The sequence below is a fragment of the Salarchaeum sp. JOR-1 genome (genome assembly GCF_007833275.1).
Taxonomy (GTDB): domain Archaea; phylum Halobacteriota; class Halobacteria; order Halobacteriales; family Halobacteriaceae; genus Salarchaeum.
Window position 1 is genome coordinate 55,861 of record NZ_CP042241.1, and the last position, 23,572, is coordinate 79,432.

General features: G+C 69.0%; 26 protein-coding genes. 16 read left to right on the top strand and 10 right to left on the bottom strand.

Going from position 1 to position 23,572, the window contains the following annotated elements; translation table 11 throughout:
* Positions 1 to 191: 191 nt before the first annotated feature.
* Positions 192 to 1,838: a TrkA family potassium uptake protein gene (locus tag FQU85_RS01165; protein ID WP_145843716.1), complete on the bottom strand. Its 1,647-nt coding sequence runs from the start codon at positions 1,836 to 1,838 to the stop codon at positions 192 to 194.
* A 61-nt stretch (positions 1,839 to 1,899) separates the two neighbouring features.
* Between FQU85_RS01165 and FQU85_RS01170 the strand changes: the two genes are divergently transcribed.
* The gene (locus FQU85_RS01170) at positions 1,900 to 2,325 is read left to right on the top strand and encodes a DUF4149 domain-containing protein (protein WP_145843717.1); all 426 of its coding nucleotides are present in this window, start codon (positions 1,900 to 1,902) and stop codon (positions 2,323 to 2,325) included.
* A 10-nt stretch (positions 2,326 to 2,335) separates the two neighbouring features.
* On the opposite strand, the gene FQU85_RS01175 is transcribed toward FQU85_RS01170, so the two are convergent.
* The gene (locus FQU85_RS01175) at positions 2,336 to 2,530 is read right to left on the bottom strand and encodes a heavy-metal-associated domain-containing protein (protein ID WP_145843718.1); all 195 of its coding nucleotides are present in this window, start codon (positions 2,528 to 2,530) and stop codon (positions 2,336 to 2,338) included.
* Between the two features lie 272 nt (positions 2,531 to 2,802).
* Between FQU85_RS01175 and FQU85_RS01180 the strand changes: the two genes are divergently transcribed.
* The 4 genes from FQU85_RS01180 (at position 2,803) to FQU85_RS01195 (ending at position 7,078) form a co-directional block, all read left to right on the top strand.
* On the top strand, positions 2,803 to 5,370 hold the full coding sequence (locus FQU85_RS01180; RefSeq protein ID WP_145843719.1) for a heavy metal translocating P-type ATPase: 2,568 nt from the start codon (positions 2,803 to 2,805) through the stop codon (positions 5,368 to 5,370).
* The gene (locus FQU85_RS01185; protein ID WP_145843720.1) at positions 5,367 to 5,960 is read left to right on the top strand and encodes a winged helix-turn-helix transcriptional regulator; all 594 of its coding nucleotides are present in this window, start codon (positions 5,367 to 5,369) and stop codon (positions 5,958 to 5,960) included. Before FQU85_RS01180 ends, FQU85_RS01185 begins: the two co-directional genes overlap by 4 nt.
* A gap of 24 nt (positions 5,961 to 5,984) precedes the next feature.
* Positions 5,985 to 6,188: a heavy-metal-associated domain-containing protein gene (locus FQU85_RS01190; RefSeq protein ID WP_145843721.1), complete on the top strand. Its 204-nt coding sequence runs from the start codon at positions 5,985 to 5,987 to the stop codon at positions 6,186 to 6,188.
* A 614-nt stretch (positions 6,189 to 6,802) separates the two neighbouring features.
* Entirely contained in the window at positions 6,803 to 7,078 is a 276-nt protein-coding gene (locus FQU85_RS01195) for a helix-turn-helix domain-containing protein (RefSeq protein WP_145843722.1), read from the top strand.
* On the opposite strand, the gene FQU85_RS01200 is transcribed toward FQU85_RS01195, so the two are convergent.
* Together FQU85_RS01200 and FQU85_RS01205 are read right to left on the bottom strand one after the other, a co-directional pair.
* On the bottom strand, positions 7,070 to 7,426 hold the full coding sequence (locus tag FQU85_RS01200; protein ID WP_145843723.1) for a helix-turn-helix domain-containing protein: 357 nt from the start codon (positions 7,424 to 7,426) through the stop codon (positions 7,070 to 7,072). The genes FQU85_RS01195 and FQU85_RS01200 overlap by 9 nt on opposite strands.
* Positions 7,427 to 7,470: 44 nt before the next feature.
* Positions 7,471 to 7,740 carry a hypothetical protein gene (locus tag FQU85_RS01205; protein WP_145843724.1) on the bottom strand — a complete coding sequence of 90 codons (270 nt, stop codon included), beginning with the start codon at positions 7,738 to 7,740 and terminating at the stop codon, positions 7,471 to 7,473.
* Positions 7,741 to 8,026: 286 nt separating this feature from the next.
* Here FQU85_RS01205 and FQU85_RS01210 point away from each other — a divergent pair, with 286 nt between their 5' ends.
* Positions 8,027 to 8,659 carry a uracil-DNA glycosylase family protein gene (locus FQU85_RS01210; protein WP_145843725.1) on the top strand — a complete coding sequence of 211 codons (633 nt, stop codon included), beginning with the start codon at positions 8,027 to 8,029 and terminating at the stop codon, positions 8,657 to 8,659.
* Here the strand turns inward: FQU85_RS01210 and FQU85_RS01215 are convergent.
* Positions 8,656 to 10,305, bottom strand: a complete 1,650-nt coding sequence (locus FQU85_RS01215) for an acyl-CoA synthetase (protein WP_145843726.1) — start codon at positions 10,303 to 10,305, stop codon at positions 8,656 to 8,658. The two genes, FQU85_RS01210 and FQU85_RS01215, sit on opposite strands and share 4 nt — an antisense overlap.
* 80 nt (positions 10,306 to 10,385) lie before the next feature.
* Between FQU85_RS01215 and FQU85_RS01220 the strand changes: the two genes are divergently transcribed.
* From FQU85_RS01220 to FQU85_RS01230, 3 genes are all read left to right on the top strand, one after another.
* Positions 10,386 to 11,360: an MBL fold metallo-hydrolase gene (locus tag FQU85_RS01220; RefSeq protein WP_145843727.1), complete on the top strand. Its 975-nt coding sequence runs from the start codon at positions 10,386 to 10,388 to the stop codon at positions 11,358 to 11,360.
* A gap of 151 nt (positions 11,361 to 11,511) precedes the next feature.
* Positions 11,512 to 12,747: a M20 family metallo-hydrolase gene (locus FQU85_RS01225; RefSeq protein WP_145843728.1), complete on the top strand. Its 1,236-nt coding sequence runs from the start codon at positions 11,512 to 11,514 to the stop codon at positions 12,745 to 12,747.
* A gap of 98 nt (positions 12,748 to 12,845) precedes the next feature.
* The gene (locus FQU85_RS01230; protein WP_145843729.1) at positions 12,846 to 13,499 is read left to right on the top strand and encodes an O-methyltransferase; all 654 of its coding nucleotides are present in this window, start codon (positions 12,846 to 12,848) and stop codon (positions 13,497 to 13,499) included.
* Here FQU85_RS01230 and FQU85_RS01235 read toward each other — a convergent pair.
* The gene (locus FQU85_RS01235) at positions 13,496 to 14,251 is read right to left on the bottom strand and encodes a hypothetical protein (protein ID WP_145843730.1); all 756 of its coding nucleotides are present in this window, start codon (positions 14,249 to 14,251) and stop codon (positions 13,496 to 13,498) included. The two genes, FQU85_RS01230 and FQU85_RS01235, sit on opposite strands and share 4 nt — an antisense overlap.
* Before the next feature lie 63 nt (positions 14,252 to 14,314).
* Positions 14,315 to 14,536, bottom strand: coding sequence for a hypothetical protein (locus tag FQU85_RS01240; protein WP_145843731.1), 222 nt, complete (start codon positions 14,534 to 14,536; stop codon positions 14,315 to 14,317).
* Positions 14,537 to 14,614: 78 nt separating this feature from the next.
* Here FQU85_RS01240 and FQU85_RS01245 point away from each other — a divergent pair, with 78 nt between their 5' ends.
* Positions 14,615 to 14,992 (top strand): tautomerase, encoded by a 378-nt coding sequence (locus FQU85_RS01245; protein ID WP_145843732.1) that lies wholly within the window; start codon positions 14,615 to 14,617, stop codon positions 14,990 to 14,992.
* 119 nt (positions 14,993 to 15,111) lie between these two features.
* Here FQU85_RS01245 and FQU85_RS01250 read toward each other — a convergent pair whose 3' ends face one another.
* Both FQU85_RS01250 and FQU85_RS01255 read right to left on the bottom strand, forming a co-directional pair.
* Positions 15,112 to 15,396: a hypothetical protein gene (locus FQU85_RS01250; RefSeq protein WP_145843733.1), complete on the bottom strand. Its 285-nt coding sequence runs from the start codon at positions 15,394 to 15,396 to the stop codon at positions 15,112 to 15,114.
* A gap of 37 nt (positions 15,397 to 15,433) precedes the next feature.
* On the bottom strand, positions 15,434 to 16,810 hold the full coding sequence (locus FQU85_RS01255; RefSeq protein ID WP_145843734.1) for an NAD(P)/FAD-dependent oxidoreductase: 1,377 nt from the start codon (positions 16,808 to 16,810) through the stop codon (positions 15,434 to 15,436).
* Positions 16,811 to 16,898: 88 nt separating this feature from the next.
* Here FQU85_RS01255 and FQU85_RS01260 point away from each other — a divergent pair, with 88 nt between their 5' ends.
* Positions 16,899 to 17,096, top strand: a complete 198-nt coding sequence (locus FQU85_RS01260; protein WP_145843735.1) for a hypothetical protein — start codon at positions 16,899 to 16,901, stop codon at positions 17,094 to 17,096.
* A gap of 1 nt (position 17,097) precedes the next feature.
* Here the strand turns inward: FQU85_RS01260 and FQU85_RS01265 are convergent, their stop codons facing one another.
* On the bottom strand, positions 17,098 to 18,345 hold the full coding sequence (locus FQU85_RS01265; protein ID WP_145843736.1) for a Glu/Leu/Phe/Val dehydrogenase: 1,248 nt from the start codon (positions 18,343 to 18,345) through the stop codon (positions 17,098 to 17,100).
* A gap of 302 nt (positions 18,346 to 18,647) precedes the next feature.
* On the opposite strand from FQU85_RS01265, the gene FQU85_RS01270 reads away from it, so the two are divergent.
* The 5 genes from FQU85_RS01270 to FQU85_RS01290 are packed head-to-tail and all read left to right on the top strand — an operon-like array spanning position 18,648 to position 23,546.
* On the top strand, positions 18,648 to 19,370 hold the full coding sequence (locus FQU85_RS01270) for a glycerophosphodiester phosphodiesterase (RefSeq protein WP_145843737.1): 723 nt from the start codon (positions 18,648 to 18,650) through the stop codon (positions 19,368 to 19,370).
* Positions 19,371 to 19,395: 25 nt separating this feature from the next.
* Positions 19,396 to 20,145, top strand: coding sequence for a ribonuclease H-like domain-containing protein (locus tag FQU85_RS01275; RefSeq protein WP_145843738.1), 750 nt, complete (start codon positions 19,396 to 19,398; stop codon positions 20,143 to 20,145).
* A gap of 60 nt (positions 20,146 to 20,205) precedes the next feature.
* Positions 20,206 to 21,465 (top strand): Tat pathway signal protein, encoded by a 1,260-nt coding sequence (locus FQU85_RS01280; protein WP_145843739.1) that lies wholly within the window; start codon positions 20,206 to 20,208, stop codon positions 21,463 to 21,465.
* Entirely contained in the window at positions 21,462 to 22,529 is a 1,068-nt protein-coding gene (locus FQU85_RS01285; RefSeq protein WP_145843740.1) for a hypothetical protein, read from the top strand. Before FQU85_RS01280 ends, FQU85_RS01285 begins: the two co-directional genes overlap by 4 nt.
* 39 nt (positions 22,530 to 22,568) lie before the next feature.
* Positions 22,569 to 23,546: a deoxyhypusine synthase gene (locus tag FQU85_RS01290; RefSeq protein ID WP_145843741.1), complete on the top strand. Its 978-nt coding sequence runs from the start codon at positions 22,569 to 22,571 to the stop codon at positions 23,544 to 23,546.
* Positions 23,547 to 23,572 lie beyond the last annotated feature (26 nt).

A 23,572-nucleotide genomic window follows, 5' to 3' on the forward strand; every position in this document is an offset into this window, starting at 1 on the left:
CCGAATCGGGCGGTTTGTGCCGGCTTTCGGGGGATTCGGCTGGCGAGCCCGTACCCGCCCGTGGCGGCCCGACGAGCGACACGATGTCGTCGGCACGCGCTATCGCCTACCACGGGCCGCACTCGGTCTCGGACTCACGCGCATCTATCTCGACCACGCACTCGGGGGATTAAAACGCGTCGAGACCGTTGTCACGGAGCATCGGGACGCACGTCTGCGAGGTCGGTGAACCGCGCGATGTCGTCGTCCGTCCCCGCGACGACGAGCGCGTCCCCGCGCTCGATCCGGAACTCGGGCGACGGGTCGGACTCCACGGTGCCGTCGCGCTGCACCGCGATGACCGTACAGCCCGTGCGCTCGCGGACAGCGGCCTCCCGGAGCGTCTGCCCGACGAACGCCGGCGCTCGCGTCCGCACGAGATCCACCTGATTGTCGAGGCTCATCACGTCCTCGCCGAGCAGGGTGGACGCGAGCATGCGGCCGCTGACGGTGGCGAGCGCGAGCACGTACCCCGCGCCCGCCGCGTACAGCCGCGGTTCTGCGCGCGTGTCGTTCGCGCGACACAGTAGCTCCACGTCGGGGTAGTTCTCGCGCGCCACCAGCGTCGCGAACACGCTCGCGGCGTCGTCCCCGAGCGCGAGCAGGAGCGCGCTCGCGTCCGCCAACCCCGCCTCGGCGAGCGTCTCCTCCTCCGATACGTCCCCGACGACATCGACACCCGGGCGATCCTTCCGATCGACGACCGTGTGCGGAACGTCGTTCTCGTCGAGGATTTCGCTGACGCGCGTCCCGGTGTCGCCGTACCCTGCGACGACGACGCGGCCCCGGTCGTGCCGCCGCGCCTCGGTGAGCGTAAGTTCCTTCAGGGCGGTGAGCGCGTCGTCGTCTCCGGCGACGAGGAGGATGGTGCTCCGGTCGAGCTCCCGCGTCGGGTCGGGTGCGGCGATGAACTCGCCCGCCGCCCACAGGCCGACGACGTTCGCGCCCGTTCGCTCGCGAACTCGGCCGTCGGCGAGCGTGCTGCCGTCGAGTTCGCTCCCCCGCTGTATCGGCATCTCCGCGACCTCGAAGTCGTCGCCCAGCCGAACGGTCTCCCCGAGGTCTGTAGTGATAGCGTTCGTCACCTTGTTCGCGAGGCTGCGCCCGAGAATCTCGTGCGGGGAGAGCACGCGGTCTGCGCCCGCGTACCGGACGTAGTTCGCGTGGCTGGGGTCGGCGACGAACCCGACGACGCGAACGTCCGCGTCCACCTCGCGTACGCTCAGCGCGAGCGTGGCGTTCGTCTCGTCGGACGCGTCCAGCACGACCGCGCGCGCGTCCGGGACAGACACGGCGTCCAGTACGTCGGTGTCCTCCGCGTTTCCGTGCACGACCGTCACACCGCCCTCGTGGAGTTCCTGCGCCTCCGCTCGGTCGGGTTCCACGACGACGTAGTCGACGGTCTGCGCGTCCAGTTCGTCGATGAGCGCCTCCACGCGATCCGTGTACCCGCAGATCACCACGTGGTCGGTGAGCGAGACGCTCTCGGGCGGGTCGACTTCGAGGCGTCGCTCCACCCACGGCACGACGAACAGCGGGAGCGTCAGGAACAGCATCAGGACGCCCGTGAGCTGCATCGCGTCCATCAACAGCAGGATGCCCGCGGTGTCCCAGCGGCTCGCGTCCTCGCCGTACCCCGTGGTGGTGAACGTCTCGACGACGATGTGGAAGGCGTGGACGAGCGTGACCCGCTCGCCCTCGAACACCGCCATCCCGACCTGATAGGCGAGCGTGTACCCGGCCACGACGACCGCGAGGAGCGCGAGGTAACCGACGGCGCGGCGCTGCTGTCTCTCCATTCACTCGTGCTTCCCGCGGCCGAAGCATAAAACGAATGCCGCTGGCGGCGGAGTATCCGGTATGTCACTCGCCGCCGCGGTCGCGTCCTTCGTCGCCGACCTCGCGCTCGGCGCGTGGTTCGGCGCGATGGCCTTTTTCTCGTTCGTCGCCGCACCGACCACGTTCAGCGTCCTCGGCACCGACGACGCCGGCCCCGTCGTGAACGCCATCTTCCCGACGTACTACCAGGTCGGCATCGGCCTCGGGTTCGTCGCGCTCGGCGGGATCGCCGTCACCGACACGCTCGCCGGCCTCGACTACTACTGGGTGGCGTACGGCGCGACCGCCGTCGCCGTCGCGGCGGCGGCGTACGCCCGCTACCGCCTCATCCCGAAGATGGAGGCCGCCGGGGACGACGCGTTCAGCCAGTACCACAAACAGAGCGTCGCCCTGAACGCGCTCGCCATGCTCGCCGTGCTCGTCGCGCTCGCCGCCACCCACGCGTGACGTACGTTCGTTACGCGGACGCGTCGTAGCCCGCGTCCTCGACCGCGGCGACGAGCGCGTCCGTGTCCGCGTCGCCCTCGACGGTCGCGGTGCCGAGTTCGCGGTCGGCGCTCGCCTCGGTGACGCCCTCGACGCCCGAGAGCGCGTCCTCCACCTTCTGCTCGCAGTGGCCGCAGGTCATGCCGCTGACGGTGAGTGTCGTCATACTCGTACACAGGACGCCGCGACTTTTCCCCGTTTTCCCTCCGACTCCACGCCCGAACGCCGCCGGAACCTCGAAAACGAAGAAGGGCCTAGACCCCAACAAACGCCTCGTTCAGGGCGTTTTGGGGGGGTCGCTCGGCCAGGCCGCGTGGTTTTCCATGCCAGATACCGGCGTTTCTCCGCGCTTCCGCCTTCGATTCCGCAGCTGAGTTCCGTTTCGATCCCGGGAGAACAGTAACAATCCACTAAAGCGATGCGTCCGTAGTCTCAGGCATGCCCAGAACTGCGCACGTGGACATCACGGGAATGAGCTGTGCGAACTGCTCACAGACCGTGTCGTCCGCGCTCGAATCACTCGACGGCGTCGCGGAGGCGAGCGCGAACTTCGCCACCGACGAGGCGACCGTCGAGTACGACCCCGAGACGGTGTCGCTTTCCGCCGTCTACGACGCCATCCGGGACGCCGGGTACACGCCGGTGAGCGACACGCGAACCATCGGGATTTCCGGAATGAGCTGCGCGAACTGCTCGCAGACGAACCAGGAGGCGCTCGAATCCGTGCCCGGCGTCGTCGAAGCGGACGTGAACTACGCGACCGACGAGGCGCAGGTCGAGTACAACCCGAACGACACCTCGCTCGACGCGCTCTACGACGCCATCGAAGACGCGGGCTACGACCCGATTCGCGAGGACGACGCCGACGAGTCGGACGCGCGGGAGGTCGCGCGCACCGAGGAGATCGAGCGCCAGCGCAACCTCGTGCTGTTCGGCGCGGCGCTCTCCGCGCCCCTGCTCGGCATGCTCGTAGAGCACTTCTTCTTCCCCGAACTCCTCCCCGACGCCGTGTTCGGTGTCGGTCTGGGCTGGGTGATGTTCGCGCTCGCGACGCCCGTCCAGGTCGTGCTCGGCAAGGAGTTCTACGAGAACGCGTACACCGCGATCGTGCGGAACCGCACGGCGAACATGGACGTGCTCATCGCGCTCGGATCCTCGACGGCGTACGGGTACTCCGTCGTCGCGCTCCTCGGATTACTGCCGAACGCCGGCCTCTACTTCGACACCGCGGCGCTGATTCTCGTGTTCATCACGCTCGGGAACTACCTCGAAGCCCGCTCGAAGGGCCAGGCGTCGAGCGCGCTCCGCGAACTCCTCGAGATGGAGGCCGACACAGCGACCCGAGTGCGCGAGGACGGCACCGAGGAGGAGATCTCGGTGGACGACATCGAGGTCGGCGACCGCCTCAAGGTGCGGCCGGGCGAGAAGGTGCCGACGGACGGCGTCGTCGTGGAGGGCGAGTCCGCGGTGGACGAGTCGATGGTCACCGGCGAGTCCGTTCCCGTCTCCAAGGAACCCGGCGACGAGGTCATCGGCTCCACCATCAACGAGAACGGCGTCCTCACGGTCGAAGCGACGAGGATCGGCTCCGAGACCGCCATCCAGCAGATCGTCGAGCGCGTGAAGGAGGCGCAGAGCCGCCAGCCCGAGATCCAGAACGTCGCCGACCGCGTGAGCGCCGTGTTCGTCCCCGCGGTCATCCTGAACGCGCTGTTCTGGGCGGTCGTGTGGTACGCGTTCCCGGGAACGCTCGCGGACCTCGTGAGCGCGCTCCCCGTCTGGGGGCTCGTCGGGGGCGGTCCCGGCGCTGTCGGCGTGTTCGAGTTCGCCGTGGTCGTGTTCGCGTCCGCGGTGCTCATCGCGTGTCCGTGCGCGCTCGGGCTCGCCACCCCGGCGGCGACGATGGTCGGCACCACCATCGGCGCGAAACACGGCGTCCTGTTCAAGGGCGGCGACGTGCTCGAACGCGTCGAGGACGTGGAGACGGTCGTCTTCGACAAGACGGGGACGCTCACCACGGGCGAGATGTCGCTCACCGACGTGGTCGCGCTGGACCGAACCGCCGCGGACGGCGGCGCGGTCGCGCAGGGCGAGGCGGGCGCGGACGCGGAGTCGAGCGAGGAGTTCGTGCTGCGGATGGCGGCGAGCGCCGAGCGCGGGAGCGAACACCCGCTCGGGGACGCCATCGTGCAGGGCGCGCGCGACCGCGGCGTCGAACTCACCGACCCGACGGACTTCGAGAACGCGCCCGGGAAGGGCGTTCGCGCGACCGTGGACGGCCGCGACGTGCTCGTGGGTAACCGCAGGTTCCTCGACGACAACGGCGTGGACACCAGCGCGGGCCGCGCGGAACTCGAACGCCTCGAATCCGAGGGGAAGACCGCGATGTTGGTCGCCGTCTCCGGAGCGCTCGTGGGGCTCGTCGCGGACGCGGACACCGTGAAGGACACCGCGAAGCGGGCGGTGAGCGACCTCCGCGAGCGCGGCACCGACGTCTGGATGCTCACCGGGGACAACGAGCGCACCGCGCGCGCCGTCGCCGAGGAAGTCGGCATCGACCCCGAGAACGTCCGCGCGGGCGTGCTCCCCGAGGAGAAGGCGAGCGCCGTCGAGGACATCCAGCACTCGGGGGACGCGATGATGGTCGGGGACGGCGTGAACGACGCGCCCGCGCTCGCCGCCGCGTCCGTCGGCACCGCTATCGGCTCCGGCACCGACGTGGCCATCGAGGCCGCGGACGTCACGCTGATGCGGGACGACCCGCTCGACGTCGTGAAGGCCGTGCGCATCAGCGAGGGGACGCTCGCGAAGATACGCCAGAACCTCTTCTGGGCGCTCGGCTACAACACCGCGATGATTCCGCTCGCCTCCCTCGGCCTCCTACAGCCCGTGCTCGCCGCGGGCGCGATGGCTCTCTCGTCGGTGTCCGTCCTCTCGAACAGCCTGCTCTTCCGGGCGTACACGCCAGACCACGACTACCGCCTGCTCGGGTGGCTGCGCCCATGAGGGGGCTCGACGACATCGACCGCGAGATCCTCTCGATCCTCTCCGAGGACGCGCGCACGCCGTACAGCGACATCGCCGACGCGGTCGACCGCGCGCCCCCGACGGTCTCCGACCGCGTGGACCGCCTCCGCGACCTCGGCGTGATTCGACGGTTCACCGTCGACCTCGACCGGAGCAAACTCGACGCCGGCACGCCTGTCCTCGTCGAACTCGCGGTCGCGCCGAACGGCGTCGAGGACGTTCGGGAAGCGCTCCGCGGCGCGGACGCGGTGGAGCGCGTGTACGTCACCGCCGGCGACCGCGTGGTCGCGCACGCGCACGTCCCCGGCGACGTCCGCGACTTCCTCGACCGCGTGCTCCCCACGGAGGACGTGCGGTCGCGGGACGTGTCGCTGCTCTCCGAGTCCGAGAGCGCGCCCGGCGTCGGGGACGTGTCGCTCGCGCTCTCCTGCGCGGAGTGCGGGAACACGGTCACCGCGGAGGGCGAATCCCGCGACCTCGACGGCGACACCTACTACTTCTGCTGTTCGTCCTGCGAGGAGCGGTTCGCCGAGCGCTACGAGTCGTTTGCGGACGCCACAAACGCCTAAAGCGTCCGGGTTCTTCACGCACCTATGCCGACGACTCTGTCAGTCAGCGACCTCACGTGTGACGGCTGCGAAGAGATCGTTCACGACGCGCTCGCCGACGTGAGCGGCGTCGAGTCCGTCGACATCAGCCGAGAGGAAAACGAGGCCGTCGTCGAGGGCGACGCCGACCACGACCGCCTCCTGCGCGCCGTGGACTACGCGGGCTACGAGGGCGACATCCAGGAGTAGCACGCACGACAAACGAACGAATCGGTCGTACGGAACGCGGACGAAGTTGCAGTCGAGTACAGCGGGTTTCGCAACTGGGCGACGGCGTTACCGAGGCCGCCCCGCAGCGTTCGTTCAACCGGGGCGGGTGGGCGAGACGGGAGAGCGCCCGCACACACCCGCTCGTTCTCACCGATCCGATTTTCGCCGGAGGAAGATAGCAACGCCGAAGATGGCGATTGCGACGCCGACGAGCACTATTTGAAGGCGGCCGGCCGTGAATCCGGACGCAGCAAATACGGCCCATCCGAGCGCCCCGAGAAGGCGCCATAGGCGGTGTTCGGGGAGTGAGACGCCTTCCATAGTAATCCGGCCGCCACCACCAGGCCGATAACGGGACTGACTATTCCGACCAACATACTAGTGGTGGAACCCACCACGGCGGCTCGTATTGCGGTGCCACGACGATGTCTTCCGATCGACCCTCAGCACGTTTGATTTTAATGGCATCAGCCTCGGGGGAGCGCGCTACGACGGAGTCGCACGAACGCGCAGAGTAGGTTACCGGCCAGTAACCCCGTGACAATGCCGTTACCGAGTGCCTAAGAGGGTGGCGTTCGTTGTGGTAGACGACGATGGACGACGTACTCTCCGAGTTGCCGCCGAGCGCGAAACTGGTCGTGAAAGTGCTCGAATACAACGGCGGCCTGACCCAGAAGGAAATCGTCGAGAAGTCCCGGCTCTCCCAGCGAACCGTCCGGGACGCTCTCGACCGCCTCCAGGAGAACGACCTCGTGGAGAAGGACATCTACATCCCCGACGCCCGCCAGAACCTCTACCGACTCGCGCTCGCGGAGAGCGACGACGGGGAGGAAGAAGAGGCAGCGAAAGCAGAAGCCCTTCTAGACTAAGTTTTCCGCCGGTTCGAGGTGTTGTTCGCCCCACGCCGCGAGCGACTGCACCACCGGTTCGAGCGACTCGCCGAGGTCGGTGAGCGAGTACCGCACCCGCACGGGTTTGTCCTGCACGACCTCGCGGTTCACGAGGCTGTGCTCCTCGAGGTCGTCGAGGCTCTCCGAGAGCACCTTACTGGAGATGCCGTCGACGTCCTCCTGGAGTTCGTTGAATCCGAGGGCGTCCGCGCGGAGGAGTCGGTGGATGATGACGGGATGCCACTTCTTCCCGATGAGGGAGGCGGTCGCAGTGATGGAACACCAGTCGTTGCCGGCGCACTCCACGGGAACCCGTTGGTCGGCCATACGGGGAGCAGGCGGCGCGTCCGGAAAAACGTACCTCTCGTAACCTAGTTACCGTCCGTATCCTCGAAGAGGTCGTCCCAGCCGACCGCGTCCGCCACCTCGTCGATCACCTTCTCTATCGGCCCCTCGCCCCGGGTTTCGCCGGCCTCGTAGACGTCTTCGCGCTCGATAGCCTCGAACGCGACCTGGTCGCTCTCGTCGAAGTACACGGGCTTCCCGCGCGTGTCGACGCCGAGGATGTGTCCGCCCTCGATTTCCTCCGGATACTCGAACGCACCGGCCGGCGGCGACGAATCACGGTCGTCACGAGCCATACGCGAATCGTCGTCCGCGCCGCCGAAAAACCCGACGGCCGCCCGCGACGCCGAACACCGCCGCGTCGCCCTCACCCAGCAGGTAGCCCGCGCTCGCGGTCGTGCCGTTCGCCGCGTTCGACAGACTCCCCCTCGCAAGCGCTCCCGGAATGCGCGCGGGAGTGAAGTTCACCGTCTCGCCTGGTCTCGGGACGCGGTGGTCGTTCGTCTCCCTGCCCGGCGCGAGCGTGACGGCGCCCGCACTGACACCCGCACCCGTTTTATTCTCGAATCGACTAGGGAGCCCGTGGAGAACGTCACCGACCGCACGAGCAATCCCTTCGGCATGAACCCGCCGCACGAGACGCCGGTTCCCGGGTACGGGGACGCGAACGCGGATTTCCACGTCATCGGCGACCACCCGGGCGTGCACGGGGGCGCGGACACCGGCGTGCCGTTCACGGGCACGGAGAGCGGGCGACGGCTCCAGCGCGCGCTCGCCGAGGTCGGCCTGCTCGCCGACGTGGGCGACAAGCCGGAGGTGGAGAACCTCTATCTCTCCTACCTCCACATGGCCGTCGCGGACGGCAGCCCCGACGAGGCGTCGTACCGCGACCTCGAACCGTTCTTCGACGCCGAGCTCCGCGCGATCACCGCGCACGTCCTGATTCCCGTGGGGGAGCGCGCCATCGACCACGTCCTGCGCGAGTACACCGCCCGGCACGCCAAGCACGCGCCGATCGACCCGGACGCCCTGCACGCCGAGGAACTGCTCGGCGCGGGCTTCCTCGTCGTCCCCGCGAAAGACCCCAGCGAGTGGACGGACGCGGACGAACGAGCGTTCGTGGACGCGCTCGCGGACGTGCTGGAGCGCGACTACCGCCGCGAGACCGACCTCGGACGGTTCCTCACCGGCCCCGACCCATACAGGGTGCGCTAGTCCTCCGTCCGGTCTCGGAGTTCGGTGCGCCGGATCTTCCCCGTCACCGTCTTCGGGAGTTCCTCCACGTACTCGATCTCGCGGGGGTACTCGTGCGCCGCGAGTTCGGACTTCACGTGCGACTGTATCTCGCCAGTGAGGTCGTCGTCGCCCTCGTAGCCCTCCGAGAGCGTCACGTAGGCCTTCACGATGTTGCCGCGCTCGGGGTGCGGTTTCGGAACGACCGCGGCCTCCGCGACCGCGGGGTGCTCGCCGAGCGACGACTCGACGTCGAAGGGGCCGATCCGATAGCCGGACGAGAGGATGACGTCGTCCGCGCGCCCCTCGAACCAGAAGTAGCCGTCCTCGTCCCGGGACGCGAGGTCGCCGGAGAGATACCACTCGTCGCCGTCAGGACCCTCGACGAAGCAGTCGGCCGTCTTCTCCGGGTTGTCCCAGTAGCCCGCGAAGAAGCACGGGTAGTCGCCGCGCTGGGCGATGACGCCGGTCTCGCCCGGCGGGAGTTCCTCTCCGGTGTCCGGGTCGACGACGGCGGCCGTGATTCCGGGGAGGGGTTTTCCCATGCTGCCGGGGCGGAGTTCCATCGTGGGATAGTTGTTGATGATCATGTTCCCCGTCTCGGTCTGACCGTACGTGTCGTGGATGGTGACACCGAGGGTCTCCTCGCCCCAGTCGACCACGCCGGCGGAGAGCGGTTCCCCGATGGAGAGCGCGTGCCGGAGGTCGAGGTCGACGCCGTCGAGCACGTCCTCGCGCTCGCGGAACATCCGGTAGGCGGTCGGAACGCTGAACAGCACGCTGATCGGGTATTCGTCGAGCAGGGCCGCCCAGTCCGCCGGGTCGAACTCGCCGTCGTAGACGAACAGTTCGGTTCCCCAGAACCACGCGCCGAGCGTGTTGATGACGCCCGTGAGCCAGCCGATGTCGCCGGTGCTCCAGTAGAGGTCGTCCTCGGTGAGGTCGACGGCGTAGTACTGGGTTGCGGCGACGCCCGCGACCCAGCGGTGCTCGTGCAGAACGCCCTTCGCGGGGCCCGTGGTTCCGGACGTGTAGTAGAGGAGCGCGTTCGAGTCGCCCGAGGTTTCGGCGGCCTCGTAGGTCGGGTCGGCGTCGGCGAGCGCGCGCTCGTACCGGACGTCCCCGGGTTCGCCGCCGCCGACGGTGACGACGGTGTGGACGGACGGCGCGTCGTCGAGCGCGTCCCCGACGGTGTCGCGGTTCTCGTCGGTGGTGACGGCGACGGCGGCGTCACAGTCGTCGAGCCGGTACGCGATCCCGTCCGGCCCGTAGCGCTCGTTCACGCTCCCCCAGACCCGGCCGGCCTTCAGCGCGCCGACCAGCGCGACGTAGTGCTCGGGGATCCGCGGCATGTACGAGACGACGCGGTCGCCGGGGTCGGTGTGGGTTTCGAGGACGTTCGCGAACCGGTTCGAGCGCTCGGCGAGTTCCGCGAAGGAGAGCGACTCCCGGGAGCCGTCGCTGCCGGCGTACCGGAGCGCGACCCGGTCGGTGTCGGCGTATCGGTCGACGCACTCGTGGGCGATGTTCAGGTGTTCGGGCGCGTCCCAGTCTGCCTCGTCGAAGAACCGGCTCCAGTCGAATCCGTCGCGTTCGGCCTCGTAGTCGGGGAGGTTGTGAGACGACATCAGGCAACAATTGTCACATGCACACATAGTCTTTTCCGCGTCCGCTAACTCCTTACTCCCTCCCGTCGAACCCCCACGGTATGCGACACATCCGACTCGGGAACACCGAGTTCGAGGGCCGGAACAGCGTCTACCTCCTCGCTGGGGACGGCCCGACGACCCTCGTGGACACGGGCGTCGGCACGGACGGCGTGTACGACCAGCTCGCCGCCGCGCTCGCGGACGCGGGCTACGAGACGAGCGACCTCGACCGCATCGCCCTGACGCACTTCCACGAGGACCACGCGGGCCTCGCGGGCCGCCTCCAGCGTGAGAGCGGCGCGGACGTGTTCGTCCACGAGGCGGACGCGCCGCTCGTCGCCGGCGACGCGGACGCGCGGGCGGCGATGACCGACCGCCAGCGCGAACTCCTCGACGAGTGGGGGATGCCCGCGGAGAAGCAGCGCGAGCTCCTCGACTTCCTCGACACGCACGACGACATCCGCGGCGAACCCGCGGACGTGACGCCGGTGTCGGACGGCGACACGCTCGCGCTCGGCCCGCACGAGGCCGAGGTCGTCCACCTGCCCGGGCACGCCGCCGGCCTCGCGGGCTACCGCGTGGAGCGCGAGGGCCGCCGGGAGGCGTTCGTCGGTGACGCCCTCCTCCCGAAGTACACACCGAACGTCGGCGGCGCGGACGTGCGCGTCGAACGCCCGCTCCAGACGTACCTCGACAGCCTCGACCGCATCGAGTCCCTCGACCTCGACCGGGCGTGGCCCGGCCACCGCGGCCCCATCTTCGCGCCGACGCTGCGGGCGCGAGACATCGCCGACCACCACGCCGAACGCACCGAGCGCGTGCTCTCCGTGCTCCGCGAGCGCGGCAAGGCGACGCCCTGGGAGGTGAGCGCAGACCTGTTCGGCGACCTGCACGCCATCCACGTCCTCCACGGGCCGGGCGAGGCGTACGCCCACCTGAACCACCTCGCCCACGAGGGCGTCGTCGAGCGCGCCGGTCGCGAGTACGCGCTCACCACGGACGCGGAAACCGCCGACTCCCGGTTAGAATTATAAAACCCGTAACAGTAAAGCACGTGCTGTAAATCAGTTAGGTGTGGTTCTTTCAATGCCTGCATTCCGCAGGCACTGTGCCTCTGACGTCGGAAGCCGGAAACGGCTTCCACGCTCCACCATACTCTTTGAGCCGCGCGTCCGACCGTCGGACATGGACGTCTCTCTCGACCGCCTGCGGGACGACATCGAGGCGAACGCCGCGTTCGGCGCGACCGGCGACACCGGCCGCACGAACCTCACGGGGAGCGACGCGAACCGGGACGCCCGCGACCACCTCGTAGCGCGGATGGAAGACGCGGGCCTCGACGTGCGCGTGGACGCCGTGGGGAACATCGCGGGCCGGTGGGTCCCCGCGTCCGCGGACGCCGACGCGCCGGCCGTGGCGTCCGGAAGTCACCTCGACTCCGTGCCGAACGGCGGTATCTTCGACGGCCCGCTCGGCGTGTACGGCGCGCTCGAAGCCGTGCGCGCGCTCCGGGAGTCCGACACCGACCTCGCCCGGCCGATAGAGGTCGTGTCGTTCACCGAGGAGGAAGGCGCGTCGTTCGCCCCCGGCCTCCTCGGATCGTCGGTCGCCACGGGCGAACGCGACCTCGACACCGCGCTCGGGTACGAACACGACGGCCGGACGCTCGACGCGGCGCTCTCCGACATCGGCTACCGCGGCGACGGCGTGCTCGACGCGGGCGCGTGGGACGCCTGGGTGGAACTCCACATCGAACAGGGAACCAGGCTCGAATCCGCGGGCGCTAACGCGGGCGTCGTCACGGACATCACGGGCATCACGCACTGCGAGGCGGTCGTCGAGGGGCAGGCCGACCACGCGGGCGCGACGCCGATGGACGCGCGGACGGACGCGCTGGCCGCCGCGAGCGAGTTCGTGCTCGACGTGGAGGACGCCGCCACCGACGCCGCGGGCGGCCAGGGAACCGCGGTCGGCACTGTCGGGAGCCTGGACGTCTCGCCGAACGCGACGAACGTCGTCCCCGGCCGCGTCGAACTCGGCGTCGACGTCCGGGACGTGGCGTACGACACGATGGACGACGTCGTGGCCGCGGCCCGCGACTCACTCGACCGACTCGAATCCGAGCGCGGCGTGAACACCTCGCTCTCGCGGCCGTTCGACGTGCCGCCCGCGCCGATGGCCGAGCGCGTGCGGGACGCCGCCACCGACGCCGCCGAGGAGAACGGCCAGTCGAGTCTCGCGCTGCACTCGGGCGCGGCGCACGACACGATGCACGTCGCACGCGTCACCGACGCCGGACTGCTGTTCGCGCCCTCCGAGGGCGGGTTCTCCCACAGCCCCCGCGAGTGGACGGACTGGGCGGACTGCCGGGACGCCGTCAGAGTGCTCGCCGGGACACTCGCGCGACTCGCCGGCCGGTAACTGGGTGGACGCCCGCCGGGCGGCGAACGGCACCGCGGGGCGAATCGCGTTCCCGGCCGGGCGGAACCGCTAAGCCCCTCCGACGGCGTCCCCCGAGTATGAGTGATGTGCTCACCGACGCCGCCGCGGACGCCGTGCGCGCCGGCAACGCCGAGCCCGGCGCGGTGCTCGCGGAGATGACCGAGTACGGCCGCGACGAACACTTCCCCATCGTCGGCCCCGACGCCGGGCGCTTCCTCCGCCTGCTCGCCCGCCTCACGGGCGCGCGCCGCGTGTTCGAGTTCGGCTCCGGGTTCGGGTACTCCGCCGCGTGGTTCGCGGACGCCCTCCCCGCCGACGGCGAACTCGTCCTCACCGACTTCGACGAAACCAACCTCGAGAAAGCCCGCGAGTTCCTCGAACGCACCGGCGACGCCGAGAAGTGCGCGTTCGAGGCCGGAGACGCGTTCGAGACGTTCGACGCCCGGGACGGCCCCTACGACCTCGTGTTCGTCGATTGCCAGAAGACCCGGTACGCCGACGCGCTCGACCGCGCCATCCCGGAACTCCGCGACGGCGGCCTCGTCGTCGCCGACAACGTCCTCGACGGCCCCGTGACGCCCGAGGAGATGCGGAAAGCGTTCCACGGCCGGCCGCCCAGCGACGCCGCTGCCGGCATCGCAGAATACGTGGAGAACGTACGTAGTGCGCCGTTCGAGACCGCGATCGTCCCGCTCGGCGAAGGCCTCTCGGTCAGCCGGTACAGCCCTTAGTCGCGGAGCGCGAGGAACGCCGCGCCCGCCACCGCGAGCAGGCCGACACCGAGACCGAATCCGGGCGAACCGCCCGAGGAACCGGAGTCGTCGGACTCCGTGGTGGTGGCCGCGGACGTCGTCGTGTCCGCTGACCCCATCGTGGTCGACGAGGATGTCGTGTCGTCCGCGGTCGTATCACCGCTCGTCGTCTGCGTCGTGGTCTGCGTCGTCGTCTCGCTCTGCAGGGCGTTCTCGACGTCGAACGTCGCGGTCGCCTGCGAGCCGCTGGACTGCGGGTTGATGTCGAGCGTCACGTTGTACGATCCCGCCTGGTCGGGGTTCGCGACGTCCTCGTAGACGACGACGACCTCGTCGCCCTCGTAGAGGCTGTAACTGCCGCCGAGGTCGAACGTGAGTGTCGCGCCGTTGTTGCTGGTGGAGACGCTCGCCAGGTCGTCGCTGACGTTCACGTCCACGGCGTCGCCGGTCTGGTTGTCGCCGCGGTCGATGCCGATGGTGGCGACGTCCTCGACGCTGACGTTACTCGCGTCGGTGCCGGAGCCCTGGTAGTTCACCTGGAAGCCGTTCCACGAGGAGGTGTCGACCGTGGAACCGGCGGTGAGAGTCGCGGTGTGCTGTGCGGTCGCGCCGGGCGCGCTCGGGTTCGCGGTGAGGGACGCCGCGGTCGCCGCCGCGACGCCACCGGTGAACGCGCCGGCGACGACGGTCAGTGCGAGCAACGCGGCCAGGAGGCTACGTGTGTTCTTCATTGCGTGTCACAGCCAACACGAGTCTTCTTCAAAGGCCTTCGGGCCGAAAATTACTCGCGGTGACTAATGAGAATCGTTCTCGCGGTACTCAGCGGCGCGGTCGAGCGCGGCCGATTCAGTCGCCTCGCTCACCCGCTCGTACGCCTCGCCCTCGGGCGCCTGTTGGAGTCGGTCGTACGTCACCGCCCAGTCGCCGCCCGCCGCCTCCCGGACGGAGACGACCGCGTAGCCGTCCGCGCGCTCCCACCGCCGTCCCGTGTGCGCGTCCACTTCCTGCCAGTCCATACCCGAACGCCGAGGGCCAGCCACTTAGCCCCCTCGTCGGCCGCAGGGCTATTGGCGACGTAGCCCCCGCTCCCGAGTATGCCGCTACTCGCCGTCGACGCCGACTTCGAGATAGCCGACGCGGACGCCGACGCGCTCGCGAACCGGCTCACCGCGCTCTACAGCGACCACATGGCCACCGGCACGGGCCACGTCGCCGTCGTCGTGCGCGACGACCAACACCTCTCGCTCGGCCGCGCCACCGACGGCCCCCTGTTCTTCCTGCAAGCGGACGTCCGAGAGGGCCGGTCGTTCGAGCGCCGACGCGCGTTCGCGCTCGCCGCGATGGACGAGGCCCGCGACCGCTTCGGCGTCCCCGAACCCAATCTGAAGGTCGCGTTCACCGAACACGCCGGCGACGACCTGATGGGGTACGACCGCGTCGGCGGCGCGTGGTCGCCCGAAGAGGAGGGATGAGGTCGTCGTAGCGGGCGCGGCGCTCGTCGGCTAGCCCGGGTTCGACGCGGCCGCCGCCACCGGACGAACGCGATGGCCGGCTCCCCGGAGTGCAACGCCGCCGACTCCGTCAGCGGACTCTAGATGACGTCGTCGGGGTCGTGGTCGGCGCGCATCCGCTGGGCCTCGGCGGCGTACTGCTCGCGCTCGTCCGGGTCGCTCACACGACCGAGGTTCTCCGGGTCGGCGTCCACGGCGGCCGTCGTGTCGCGTCGGTCGCCGAAACTGGTGAGCGCGCGCTCCTTCCGGAAGTATCGCTCGCCGTCCGCTGTCGCGTACGTGAGGATGATGAGGTTTTGCTCATCGTCCGAGTACGTGCGTTCGACGAGCCACACGCGAACGCCCTCGCTCTCGGATTCGCTCATACGGGAAATCGGGGACGAAAACGTAAGGCCGTACCGCCTAGTACGTGTACTCGTCCTGCCGGAGCTGGACGTACCCGCCGTTCGCGAACGTCTTCTTCGTCTTCCGATAGCTCCGGTAGAGCTTGAGGCCGTGCACGCCGACGCGGGCGGTCTTCCGACTGATGAGCGACCCGCCGGTCGATTTTTCGAGGATGCGCTGGGCCACGTCGAACGTCTTGTCCCAGTCGTCGGGACCGTAGTCCGTCACTACGTCCGCGATGGCGACGTTCCGCAGGAGTTCGTCCCCGATGGCTTCCTTCCACGCCTCGTTGTACTCGTGGAGCATCTCCTCGGCGGCGTACTCGCCGGCGAGCGCGCCCGTCCGCATCGCGACGTGGTCGCCGCCCTCGTGGAACGCCGACGTGGTTCCCATCGCGCCGCCCGCCACCGCGATGTTCGCCTCCGTCGGGGAGTCGATGGGCCGCGTGCTCGAAATCGAGTACGTCTCCGTCCCCTTCGACTTCCCGTATCCCTCCTCGATGACGGGGAAGTCCGCCTCGATGTCGTACTCGTCGCCGTACACCTCTTCGAGGAGGCGGCGGATGTACTCCTTCCCCGAGGGGATGCGCTCGTCGTCCTCCCGGAGCAACCGATACTTCGACTTGTCGAAGTCGCCGATGTCCATCCCGATGGGCATCGTCAGGCCGACGCGTCCGACGTTGTCCCGGTTCGGGAAGATCCAGGGGTAGGCAGTCTCGCCCGGCATCCACCCCCACCAGAACTTGATGTTGTGCGGCTCGAACACCTCCTCGGGGATCTTCCGGTACTCCTGGTAGGCGATGTGGTTCACCGTGCGCGGCGACAAGACCTCGGAGGCCGCGCGGTCCTCGGGGAGGTATTCATCGAGGACGGGCATCGTCACCTGTCGCTGCGGGCCGTCCGCGAGAATCACGTAGTCCGCCGCGACCTCGCTCCCGTCCGCGAGCGTGAGCGTGTGCGACGGCGTCCCGGAGAGGTCGGTGTCGACGTTCCGCACGCTCGTTCCGACGCGGTACTCCGCGCCCGCGTCCTCGGCGCGGCTGCGGAGCCAGTCGTCGAGGCGCGCGCGGTGGAACGTGAACCCGAACGCGTCGTAGGAGGACTCGATGCCGGTTCGGTCTAGTTCCATCGTCTCGGTCGGCCCGATGAACTCCGCCTTGTCGAGGCGCTGCTGGTAGACGCCCTCGGGCATCGCGTCGACGTCCAGTTGCGCGATGTCCACCCAGTAGTCGAGGAAGCCCGCGGCGTCCGTCGAATCCGGCCCCAGTTCGGGACGGTCAGCGCGCGGCACGCCCTTCTCGAACACCACGGCGTCAGCGCCGTGCTCCGCCGCCGCTCGGGCGGCCGACGACCCGGCCGGCCCGCCGCCGACGACCGCTACGTCCACTCGTTGCATACTCCGACATTCGGATACGACGTTAAAAGTATTCGAGATTTGTGGAAGTCACCACGGGGTTTACGTGACAGTCCGCCGATACCCCTGTATGGACAGGGGGCGCGCCATCTACCGGTTCGCGGAACTCTACGTCGCGACGCTCGTGGTCGCCGCGCTCCTCACCGCCGGCTGGCTCGTCCTCCCGAACATCGCCGGCGCGCCCGAACTCGCCGGCGTCTGGTTCGCCGTCGGCGGCTTCGGCGTTCTCGTCCTGTTCACCATCGGCGTGGGATACCTCACGCGGTAGCTCACGGGAACAGCCCGCGGTACTCGTGCGCGCTCGCGACGCGCTCCATCGCGATGGTGTACGCGGCGGTGCGGAGGTCGGGGATGTCCTTCTCGTCGTAGACGCCGACCATCTCGTCGAACGCCATCGTCATGCGGTCGCGGAGGTCGTCGTTCACGTCCTGGAGATCCCAGGAGTACTGCTGGGTGTTCTGCACCCACTCCAGGTAGGAGACGATGACGCCGCCCGCGTTCGCGAGAATGTCGGGGACGACGGGAATGTCGCGCTCGACGAGCACGCTGGACGCGTCGAACGTCGTCGGGCCGTTCGCCGCCTCGATAACCACGTCCGCGCGCAGGTCCTCGGCGACCTCGGTGGTGATGACGTCCTCGATGGCGGCGGGGATGAGGGCGTTCACGTCGAGGCGGAGGAGGTCGTCGTTCGAGATGCGCTTTGCGTTCTCGTACTCGGAGAACGTCTTCCCGTCCGCGACGTGCGCGGCCACGTCCCCGATGTCGAGGCCGTCCGGGTCGTAGATACCGCCGGTCACGTCGCTGACGGCGACGACGTTCGCGCCGCGCTCGGTGAGGAGTTGGGCGGCGACGCTGCCGACGTTCCCGAAGCCCTGGATGGCGATACTCGCGCCGTCGAGGTCGGCGTCGAGGTACTGGAACGTCTCCTCGGTGATGATGGTGACGCCGCGGCCGGTCGCCTCGACGCGGCCCGCGGTTCCGCCGATTTCGAGCGGCTTGCCGGTGACGACGTTCGGCACCGCGTACCCCTGGTAGACGGAGTACGTGTCCATGATCCACGCCATCGTCCGGGCGTCCGTGTTGATGTCGGGCGCGGGAATGTCCATCTCGGGGCCGATCATGCGGCGGATGCCCTCGGTGTAGCGGCGGGTGAGCTGTTCGATTTCGCGGTCGGAGAGCTCCTTGGGTTCGCAGACGATACCGCCCTTCGCGCCGCCGAACGGGAGGTCGACGAGCGCGGTCTTCCACGTCATCCAGCCCGCGAGCGCCTCGACTTCCCCCATGGAGACGCCGGGGTGGTAGCGGATGCCGCCCTTGTAGGGGCCGCGGGAGCTGTCGAACTGGCAGCGGTAGCCGTCGTACACCTCGACGTGCCCGTCGTCGTGCTCGACGGGGAGACTGACTTTCTGCGTGCGCTCCGGCGACTTGAGGCGTTCGTAGATGTTGTCGGGGATGTCAACGTACTCGCGGGCGCGATCCATCTGCGCCAGCATGTTGTCGAGCGGACTGTCTGCCATGCCGGTAAGGCTTACACGAACCCATAAGGGTATGTCGGACCTCCGCCCGCTGTGTGAAGGAGTGGCTCGGGCGGAGGCTGGTAGACACTGTGCCCCTCGTGGAACGGCGACCAAGCCCATCCGCGCGGTCGTTCGCGGCACCGGGGTGTTCCGCGACGACCGCACTCGGTCGGCGCTCCACGGCTATGCGGAGGGGTCGTCGGACGTTATAGGGCCGTGATAGTCCGGACCGTTCAGACCGTTCACCGGCCGTGAACGGTCGCGCCGACAACGCTTTGAGCGCCCGCGCCCGTGTTCGAGATATGCTGGGTCGCGCCCTCGGAACGGTCGTCGAGCGCGCGCTCGACAGGCTTCCGAGGCCAGCGGCGCGCGGCGTCCGCCTCGTCGCCCACAGAGGGTTCGCGAGCGTCAACCCCGAGAACACCACGCACGCCGTGACGCGAACCGGCGGCGCGGACGCGGTGGAGGTGGACGTGCGGCGCGCGGCGTCGGGCGAGGTCGTGGTGTGTCACGACGCGACCGTCGACCGCGTCACCGACGGCACGGGCCGCGTCGCACAGTTGAGCGCCCGCGAACTCGACGGGCTGTCCGTGCTCGACAGCGGCGCGGGCGTCCCGACGCTCGACGCGCTGCTCGACGCGGTGCCCGACCGCGTGGCCGTGAACGTCGAGCTGAAGGAGCGCGGCCTCGGGAGCGACGTGGACGCCGCCGCCGAGCGCGTCGAGAACGACGTGTGGGTGTCCGCGTTCGACCCGGTCGCGCTCCGAGACGCCGCCCTTCCCAGGGCGCTCCTCTTCGACCGCAACCCGCGGGAGAACCTCGCGGTCGCCGACGAACTCGACTGCGTCGCCGTCCACCCGAGCGTCGCGCTCTGCCTCGGCACGCGCACCGTCCACCGGGCGCACGCTCGCGGATTCGCCGTGAACGCGTGGACGGTCGACTCTCCCGGGGTCGCGTGGGCGCTCGCCCGCCGAGGCGTGGACGGCGTCATCGCCGACCGGCCGAACGTGGTGCGTCAACCCTAAATCCGGGAATCGCTCAGTCCGGGGTATGCGAATCGAGAACTCGTTCATCGCCGCCGACGGCGTGGGCGAGAAGACGGAACGACGCCTCTGGCGCGAGGGCGCGACCCACTGGGACGAGTTCGATCCCAGGATGGTCGGCGAGAAGACGGGCGAACGCATCCAGTCATACATCCGGGACGCGCGGCGCGCGCTCGACAGCGAAAACACTCGAGTGCTCGCCGACACGCTTCCCTCGGGCAGCCTGTGGCGGCTCTACGAGAACGTCCGCGACGACGCGGCGTTCTTCGACATCGAGACGACCGGACTGGACGCCGCGACGAACGACGTGACGACGGTGAGCGTCCACCGCGGCGGCGACACCACCACGCTCGTGCAGGGCCGCGACCTCACGGTGGACGCGCTCGAACGCGAACTCGCGGACGCGTCGATGCTCGTCTCCTTCAACGGCAAACGCTTCGACCAGCCGTTCCTCGAGACGAACTTCGACCTCGACCTCGACACGCCCCACCTCGACCTCATGTACCTCTGCAAGCGACTCGGCCTCTCGGGCGGCCTCAAGGAGATCGAGAGCGACCTCGGCGTCGGCCGCGAGGGCGTGGAGGACGTGGACGGGCGGGAGGCCGTTCGACTCTGGAAGCGGTACCAGCGACGGGGCGACGACGCCGCGCTCGACCGCCTCGTGAAGTACAACCGCCTGGACACCGAGAACCTCCGCGTCATCCTCGACGACGTGTCCGGCCGCCTGCACGACGACGTGTTCGCGCGTCACGTCTGATTCCCGGTTTCGAAGAACGTACCAGATTCCCCTTAGGGCCGTAGCGCCAACGATTGCGTAATGTCTCAGGACCGACGCGGCATCCCGCGACGGGAGTTCGTGAAGTCCGCGGTCGCCATCGGCGGCGCGTCCGCGCTCGCGGCGTGTCTCGACCGCTCACCCGAGCCGATTCCGACGGGGACGACCGACCTCTCGACGCTCCCGGAGCGCCAGCACGCGTGGAACGACGTACTCGACATCGACGACGCGGGGAACCCGCTGAACGCCCGCCACCACCTCCTCCTCCTCCTCGACTACACCGGCGACGGAACGCCGAGCGACGGCGACCGCGAGACCGTCGAGTCGGCGCTCCGGTCGCTGGAGCGGGCGTACGAACGCAGCAACGAGGGCTTGCTGTTCACGCTCGGGTACTCGCGGGCGTACTTCGACCGGTACGACGCCGCGCCCGCGGGCGTCGACCTCCCGCGGCCGGAGGCGCTCGCGCCGTTCGAGAACCCCGACCCCGACACGCCCGACGCGATACTCCACCTCGCGAGCGACCGCGGGGACGCCCTCCTCGGAGCCGAAGAAGCGCTCCGCGGGAATCAGTCGACGGCGAACGGCGTCGAGACGACGAGCTGGGAGGACGTGTTCACGGTCGCCGACCGCCGTACCGGCTTCGTCGGGAGCGGCCTGCCCGCCGAGCACGACGACGTGTCCGGCGTTCCCGATGGCGCAGTGGACGAGGACGCTCCGCTCTACATGGGGTTCAAGTCGGGGTTCCGGGGCTCGCAGGCGAGCGAGGATCGCGTCACCATCCAGTCCGGGCCGTTCGCGGGTGGTGCGACTGAACACGCGAGCTACATCGAACTCAACCTCGACCAGTGGTACGAGCAGGACTCGCGCTACCAGCGCGTCGCGAAGATGTTCTGTCCCGCGCACGCCGAGAACGACCGCGTCGAGGGCGTCGGGGAGAACTTGGGCGCGAGCAACGGCGTCGCGTCCTGCGAGAAACCGGAGAAGACGGCGCGCGAGGACGGCGTCGTCGGGCACTCCCAGAAGATGGCGGGCGTGCGCGAGGACGGGTCGCCGCTCATCATCCGCCGCGACTTCGACTCCACGGACGGCGGGCGCGCCGGCCTCCACTTCGTCAGCCTGCAGCGCGAGATCGGCGACTTCGTCGAGACCCGCGAAGCGATGAACGGGACGGACGTCACCGAGGAGTCCGCGGTCGGCCAGCGAAACAATAACGGGATCCTCCAGTACATGAACGTCGTGAGTCGCGGGAACTACCTGCTGCCGCCGCGCTCGCGGCGCGCGCTTCCGGAGGCGGAGCCATGAACCGCCGTCGCTTCCTCGCGGCCGCCGGCGCGGCGAGCACGGCGGGGCTCGCGGGCTGTCTGGACGCGCTCGGGTTCGGCCGACAGTCCTCGCCGTACGCGCCGCCGCTCCTCGAAGACCGACCCAGCGCCGTCTACTACCCGACGCACGTCGAGGGGATGAAGTCGTTCGGCATGGCCAGCGACGGCCCCTACAAGTGCGCGTTGACGTACAGCTACCCGCACCGGTTCTGGCTCGTCACGAGTAATCCCGACGACCCGACGAACAAAGTCGAGATTCGGAGCGGGGATTCGATTCACGTGATGCCCGTCGTCTGGCACGAGGAGACGGGCGTCGTGCCGCCCGCGGCGAACCCGCAAGTGACGTTCGCGCTCGCGGACGGCGAGGAGTCCGCGCCGTCGGTGTCGCCGTGGCCGATGATCTCCCAGCCGATGGGCGTTCACTTCGGAGATAACGTCGCGCTCCCCCGGAACGGCGACTACACCGCGACCGTCAGCGTCGCGTTCGGCGCCACCGAACGCACCGGCGTGCTCGCCGACGCCCCCGACACCGCCGAGTTCGAGTTCGAATTCACCTACCTCAAAGAACGCGTCGACACCATCTCCTATCGAACGCTCGACAACGCGGGCGAGCGCGGCGCGGTCGACCCGATGAAGATGGAGATGGTGCCGACGGCCCAGCTCGACGCCCCCGAGGACATGCGTGGATCCTTGTACGGAACGGGAACGAGTGGCGACGCGACGGTGCCCGTACTCGTCGTCGACAGCGCCGCGCGGTTCGGCGGCCGCGAGTCCGAGAGCTACCTCGTCGTCTCCCCGCGCACGCCGTACAACCGCTTCCCGCTCCCGATGGCGTCCGTCTCCGCCCGCGCGAGCGCCGAGGGCGAAGTCGTCCACGACGGCCCGCTGACCGCGACGCTCGACCCCGAGCTCGGCTACCACTACGGCGCGCCCGTCAGCGAACCCCCGGACTCCGTCGAGGTGTCGTTCGACGCGCCGCCGCAGGTCGCGCGCCACGAGGGCTACGAGACCGCGTTCCTCGACATGCCCACCGTGTCGGTGTAGTTTCAGGGAGTTCAAGCCCTTCGACGCGTACTACTCGATATGAGCGACGACGACAGCCACGAGCACGTCGTCCCCGGGTCCGAGGAGGAACTGGACTCGGCGGACGTGCGCGGCTACGACTTCCGCGGCGACTTCGACTTCTTCGAGATGCTCGACGCGTACGAGACCACTGGCTTCCAGGCGACCCACCTCGCGCAGGCCGTGGACATCGCGCGCGACATGCGCGACGACGACGTGACCACCTACCTCACGCTCACCTCGAACATCGTCTCCTCCGGCCTGCGGGAGACGGTCGCCTACCTCGTCCGGGAGGGGTTCGTGGACGTCATCATCACCACGTCCGGCTCCATCACCGAGGACGTCATCAAGACGGCGAAGCCGTTCAAGATGGGGGAGTGGGACGCCGACGAAGCCGAACTCCGCGAGCGCGGCATCAACAGGCTCGGGAACATCTTCGTTCCCTCCGACCGGTACGTCTGGCTGGAGGCGTACCTGAACGACTTCTTCGAGGACTTCTTCGCCGACGAGAAAATCCGCACGCCGACGGCGTTCTCGAAGGAACTCGGCGAAACCCTCGACGACGAGGACTCTATCCTGAAGAACGCCGCCGACCAGGACGTCCCCATCTTCTGTCCCGCACTCACGGACGCCGAGGTCGGGAACTTCCTCTACTACTACCGCCAGGGCTACGACTCGGAGGTCGGCATCGAAATCCTGGACGACTACGACTCGCTCATCGAGCACGGCCTGCTCGCGGAGGAGACCGGGCTCATCGCGGTCGGCGCGGGCGTCCCGAAGCACCACGCCATCATGACGAACCTCTTCCGCGGCGGCGCAGACCACGCGGTCTACATCTCCACGGGCATGGAGGGCGACGGCTCGCTCTCCGGCGCGCCGCCCGAGGAAGCCGTCTCCTGGGGGAAAATCAAGGACGAGGACACGAACTACGTCCAGATCGAGGCCGAAGCCACGCTGGTCTTCCCGCTGCTGGTGGCGGGAGCGTTCAAGCGCGACTGAGCAGTTTCTATATCGTCGATTCCAGT

What these genes read in the sequence shown, in the direction of transcription:
- FQU85_RS01165 (WP_145843716.1), bottom strand. Translation starts at nt 1,838, where the DNA reads ATGGAGAGACAGCAGCGCCGCGCCGTCGGTTACCTCGCGCTCCTCGCG.
- FQU85_RS01170 (WP_145843717.1), top strand. Translation starts at nt 1,900, where the DNA reads ATGTCACTCGCCGCCGCGGTCGCGTCCTTCGTCGCCGACCTCGCGCTC.
- FQU85_RS01175 (WP_145843718.1), bottom strand. Translation starts at nt 2,530, where the DNA reads ATGACGACACTCACCGTCAGCGGCATGACCTGCGGCCACTGCGAGCAG.
- FQU85_RS01180 (WP_145843719.1), top strand. Translation starts at nt 2,803, where the DNA reads ATGCCCAGAACTGCGCACGTGGACATCACGGGAATGAGCTGTGCGAAC.
- FQU85_RS01185 (WP_145843720.1), top strand. Translation starts at nt 5,367, where the DNA reads ATGAGGGGGCTCGACGACATCGACCGCGAGATCCTCTCGATCCTCTCC.
- FQU85_RS01190 (WP_145843721.1), top strand. Translation starts at nt 5,985, where the DNA reads ATGCCGACGACTCTGTCAGTCAGCGACCTCACGTGTGACGGCTGCGAA.
- FQU85_RS01195 (WP_145843722.1), top strand. Translation starts at nt 6,803, where the DNA reads ATGGACGACGTACTCTCCGAGTTGCCGCCGAGCGCGAAACTGGTCGTG.
- FQU85_RS01200 (WP_145843723.1), bottom strand. Translation starts at nt 7,426, where the DNA reads ATGGCCGACCAACGGGTTCCCGTGGAGTGCGCCGGCAACGACTGGTGT.
- FQU85_RS01205 (WP_145843724.1), bottom strand. Translation starts at nt 7,740, where the DNA reads ATGGCTCGTGACGACCGTGATTCGTCGCCGCCGGCCGGTGCGTTCGAG.
- FQU85_RS01215 (WP_145843726.1), bottom strand. Translation starts at nt 10,305, where the DNA reads ATGTCGTCTCACAACCTCCCCGACTACGAGGCCGAACGCGACGGATTC.
- FQU85_RS01220 (WP_145843727.1), top strand. Translation starts at nt 10,386, where the DNA reads ATGCGACACATCCGACTCGGGAACACCGAGTTCGAGGGCCGGAACAGC.
- FQU85_RS01225 (WP_145843728.1), top strand. Translation starts at nt 11,512, where the DNA reads ATGGACGTCTCTCTCGACCGCCTGCGGGACGACATCGAGGCGAACGCC.
- FQU85_RS01230 (WP_145843729.1), top strand. Translation starts at nt 12,846, where the DNA reads ATGAGTGATGTGCTCACCGACGCCGCCGCGGACGCCGTGCGCGCCGGC.
- FQU85_RS01235 (WP_145843730.1), bottom strand. Translation starts at nt 14,251, where the DNA reads ATGAAGAACACACGTAGCCTCCTGGCCGCGTTGCTCGCACTGACCGTC.
- FQU85_RS01240 (WP_145843731.1), bottom strand. Translation starts at nt 14,536, where the DNA reads ATGGACTGGCAGGAAGTGGACGCGCACACGGGACGGCGGTGGGAGCGC.
- FQU85_RS01245 (WP_145843732.1), top strand. Translation starts at nt 14,615, where the DNA reads ATGCCGCTACTCGCCGTCGACGCCGACTTCGAGATAGCCGACGCGGAC.
- FQU85_RS01250 (WP_145843733.1), bottom strand. Translation starts at nt 15,396, where the DNA reads ATGAGCGAATCCGAGAGCGAGGGCGTTCGCGTGTGGCTCGTCGAACGC.
- FQU85_RS01255 (WP_145843734.1), bottom strand. Translation starts at nt 16,810, where the DNA reads ATGCAACGAGTGGACGTAGCGGTCGTCGGCGGCGGGCCGGCCGGGTCG.
- FQU85_RS01260 (WP_145843735.1), top strand. Translation starts at nt 16,899, where the DNA reads ATGGACAGGGGGCGCGCCATCTACCGGTTCGCGGAACTCTACGTCGCG.
- FQU85_RS01265 (WP_145843736.1), bottom strand. Translation starts at nt 18,345, where the DNA reads ATGGCAGACAGTCCGCTCGACAACATGCTGGCGCAGATGGATCGCGCC.
- FQU85_RS01270 (WP_145843737.1), top strand. Translation starts at nt 18,648, where the DNA reads ATGCTGGGTCGCGCCCTCGGAACGGTCGTCGAGCGCGCGCTCGACAGG.
- FQU85_RS01275 (WP_145843738.1), top strand. Translation starts at nt 19,396, where the DNA reads ATGCGAATCGAGAACTCGTTCATCGCCGCCGACGGCGTGGGCGAGAAG.
- FQU85_RS01280 (WP_145843739.1), top strand. Translation starts at nt 20,206, where the DNA reads ATGTCTCAGGACCGACGCGGCATCCCGCGACGGGAGTTCGTGAAGTCC.
- FQU85_RS01285 (WP_145843740.1), top strand. Translation starts at nt 21,462, where the DNA reads ATGAACCGCCGTCGCTTCCTCGCGGCCGCCGGCGCGGCGAGCACGGCG.
- FQU85_RS01290 (WP_145843741.1), top strand. Translation starts at nt 22,569, where the DNA reads ATGAGCGACGACGACAGCCACGAGCACGTCGTCCCCGGGTCCGAGGAG.